The organism is Desertivirga brevis, from assembly GCF_017355835.1.
In genome coordinates, this window is sequence record NZ_JAFEWF010000020.1 from 1 (window position 1) to 3,544 (window position 3,544).

Annotated in this window: 4 protein-coding genes and 1 tRNA gene; all 5 read right to left on the minus strand. The window is 38.2% G+C overall.

All coding sequences use genetic code 11. The annotated features are described in order from the left end of the window. Positions 1-275: 275 nt before the first annotated feature. Entirely contained in the window at positions 276-827 is a 552-nt protein-coding gene (locus tag J4N25_RS26630) for a hypothetical protein (RefSeq protein WP_207424944.1), read from the minus strand. A 110-nt stretch (positions 828-937) separates the two neighbouring features. Further along, positions 938-1,441 (minus strand): hypothetical protein, encoded by a 504-nt coding sequence (locus tag J4N25_RS26635; protein WP_207424945.1) that lies wholly within the window; start codon positions 1,439-1,441, stop codon positions 938-940. Positions 1,442-1,681: 240 nt separating this feature from the next. Then, entirely contained in the window at positions 1,682-2,509 is an 828-nt protein-coding gene (locus J4N25_RS26640) for a site-specific integrase (RefSeq protein ID WP_207424946.1), read from the minus strand. A gap of 379 nt (positions 2,510-2,888) precedes the next feature. Continuing rightward, a tRNA-Phe gene (locus J4N25_RS26645) sits at positions 2,889-2,961 on the minus strand. A 161-nt stretch (positions 2,962-3,122) separates the two neighbouring features. After that, positions 3,123-3,544, minus strand: a 422-nt coding sequence (locus J4N25_RS26650) for a transposase (protein ID WP_207424947.1), incomplete at its 5' end; no start/stop codon positions are given.

Sequence of the window (3,544 nt, forward strand, 5' to 3'; positions counted from 1 at the left end):
TACCGATGGTTAAAATACGCCCTGGAGAATATCATGACGATCAACCATAAGAATATCAGAGATCTCTATCCGCAGAACTTTAAGAAACTAGTTGAAACTGACAATATGTAGTTGTTCGGGCGGATACACCGCAACCAGAAAGTGAAAAACTTGCTTTCCGAGGGAAGTTTTCTTGAAAGAACGAATTCGTCCTAGCACTAAAGTAGGTAAAAAGCACCTCAATTGATATCACCACCTCAACCCGCATAATTCAAATACTTTGTTAGGGGCAGTTTTTATTTGTCTGCCATAATTTTTTCAGTTTCCTTCTTTGCTTTATCTAGCACAGAGTATACTCCAACCACCACACTCTTGTACATAACTGCATCTCTAATTTTACCAATCTTGGTTTCAATTAACCCTTGTGAACGTTCGGTCATGTAATAGAATACCTTTGGTTGACTTATCTTTTTAAAAATATAAGTTTTGAAGGTAAAAGTCCCTTTTATCGGTATGGTCTCGGAAACATTTCCCGTCTCTACGTCTGTTATTTTTTCTGTAATGTCTGCAGGAATAGAAACTTCAACTACATTGATTTCTTTAACATCGCCCGCCGTTTTTCTTACCCACCTTTTCAACGAGGTATTTCCTTTTGTTTTAGTAACGAACTCAAAGTCGGCAAGCTTTATAGTTTTAAATTGCTCGAACTGCTTTAATTGCTTTGCATCATGAAAATTGTGCTCTATCTTTAAATTCTTGAGGTCTCGTTCGAAGTCCCTTTTGAAGTCATATGAATCGCTGAGTCCAACAGAAAGAGGTAATATGAGAAGTAAGCACAGGATTTTCATTGCATTTTGGTGTGCCTATTAAAATTGCCCCAAACGGTTAGTGTAAACGGCGGCGAGGTCGTCGGCCGAAGCTGGCGTTTACACGTTGTTAGGCGCTGACATTTTTTCTTTTACCAAAGGCTTTTTCTAAGAATTGTTAAGCCTTCATTCAGAATCTCTGCAAGCCTTGTTATTTCTATTTTAGTCCACTGTGGAGTGTATTCTTGGCCTTCTGGCGTAATAGCTGGAATATTGTTGCCGAAGAAAAGCTTGTCGTAGATACGATTTCTTACTTTTTCTTTTTTATTTCCCTCAAACTCAATTCCCAGTGTCGTAACCACGTCTGTAAACAGATTCCAGGCATTTAGGAATTCTTTGCAGTCGGTAAATCCAGTCTGGTTCTTTAACCAATTTTCAATTATGTCGAAGTCGTACTTTGCAGGCTCGTCCTCTTCTATGATTAATCCGTTCTTTTGGGCAAACCCAAGCAGGTCGTCTTTTTCACTGAAAGTCAAAAGTCGCAATCCTTCTGTTGCAGGGTCGGTAACCAAGCCGTCAACTTCATCAAGAACCCAAATAAGGTATTTTATTTGGTTGTCCAGTTGCAACTCAATTATGTAGTACTGCTTTTCCAATTTTTATTGTTTGCGCCTAACGTTTAGTGTTTATATTGTGCCCGCTTAAAAGCATTTCGGTGTCAGGCTGCACTAATTTAATCAAAAAGCAGAAAACTTCGAGAAGCAAGTCGCCCGGGCATAATTTAAACATACTGTTATGCGAAGCTATTTTTAGTCCGATGTGTCAATGTTTGCATGCTTTTCCTTCAGTCAGTAGTTAGTCCAGAATATCAGAGTTGTTGTCGGAATAAAATATCTTTACCACCCAAATTTGTTTGAGAATTGAAGTAAGAAATTAAACAAGCTTATTTCGTAGTCGCCATTAAAATAGTTATATTCAATAGTCATTGAAAAGGCAACCATAGCAACAATCCAAAGTGCTTTATACTGTGTCTTTGTTGAAATGATATATACAAGAGTGGCAACATTAAATATTGAAATTAAAATTAATAGGATCTGTAAAGTTGTAGACCAGAGCCCTTCCCCTAATTCTTCTGTCGTTGCTGAAGGAGTCATTTTGATAGTCAAACTATCTGTTTGATAATCGTATTTCTTCTGAAGGTCGATATACTGGGTCTTGTAGCCATTTTTATAGAAAATGACATCTTCTTTTGACATTACCTTTGGCAAAGCCTTTTCTTTTTGCGGTCTCCTGATCTGAGCTTTGTATCCTTTTAAACCAAGTACGTCCCTGTAATAATAGAGGATAGCATTAATCATCATCTGGGTGGTGCTGGTGCTATAAAAATTGTGACTGGAGATCTTCACCACTATGCTATTGATATCTTCTGCCCTAATTTCTTCAAACTTTAATCCTACTTCAGAACAATAGTACAGAAAGGTAAAAAAGGAACAGTAGTGGCATGACTGTAAATAAAGGCTCTGCAGTTTTACGTGTTGATGCAGGGATATAAATAATCTGCGGGCACTAATTCTTAGTAAACTTAGAAGGCATTCCTCCTCCATGGGCACACAAAAGGCACCAAGTCTGGGGATATAAGAAATGAAATCAGCTCCAGCAAAAATGGTTTTACAAGCGTTATTATCGCTGGATGTTAATAAATTAACTTTCTTGTCTTCTACCATAGCAAGTTTAATCGAGCCCTTTATCCGGAATATATATTTGGGAATAGCAATTCGCGTCAATGAATCTTGTGATACTGGTTGAGCTGTAAGGATGGACTCCTTCCGACGGATATGAGAAATTTCAAACCGCGCGGATATTTTTCATATTTTAAAAAATAAAGATCGATTGAGTTCATGTTATTGCCAATGGTAGCCATACAAGCAATTTGTGACGCCAAAAAAACTGTGGCCTATTCGAGACCTTTCTACGTCGGGTTCAACAAAATTTCATGTAAGGCTTAGCGGGGAAGTATTTCGTCAGCAAAATGAAGGTGAGATGAAAGCTGCCTTAACGGCATAAAAAAAGGCCTTTTCTCTAAAAAAAGACCTTTTTATTTTGTGGTATCAGCTGGAATCGAACCAGCGACACAAGGATTTTCAGTCCTTTGCTCTACCAACTGAGCTATGATACCATCCCGTTGGGGCTGCAAATGTAAGTTCTTTTTTCATTTTAAAAAACTTTTTTAAAAAATATTTCAGCGGGTATTGAAATTCAAAAGAGAGCCAAGCAAAATTAACATGGTAATTAGTCCGGGCTATGTGGGATCAAGCAGAATATCTGGGGGATTAATCTCTAGGCATAGATCTTAGTTAACCTATATAAGAAGAAAGCAGTATCCCTTACACCTCTTGAAGTAGCTCTGAACGCTTTGATTTTGGCGTTGAAAGATTCGGCAGAAGCATTAGTACTTCTGTTATCAAAGTAGTTCAGGACATATTCATAGTGACTTTGGATAGACCGAGCTACAGTATCAAATGATGAGATACCAGATGCTTCTACATCGTTATACCATATCGCCAGCCTTTTAAAAGCCACCTTCTTGTTGGTACAGGTGGAAAAGATATTGGAAAGCCTTATTGACAGCAGAGTAAGCGCCCGGCTAACCCCATCTTTACTTGCACCTAAATCTACTGTTTCTTTGCTCAATGAAGAAAGTAGCACAAATGCGCCAGGCGGTGCAGCAATGGAAAGAGAGTGGACTAACACAAAAAGCT

What these genes read in the sequence shown, in the direction of transcription:
- J4N25_RS26630 (WP_207424944.1), bottom strand. Translation starts at nt 827, where the DNA reads ATGAAAATCCTGTGCTTACTTCTCATATTACCTCTTTCTGTTGGACTC.
- J4N25_RS26640 (WP_207424946.1), bottom strand. Translation starts at nt 2,509, where the DNA reads ATGGTAGAAGACAAGAAAGTTAATTTATTAACATCCAGCGATAATAAC.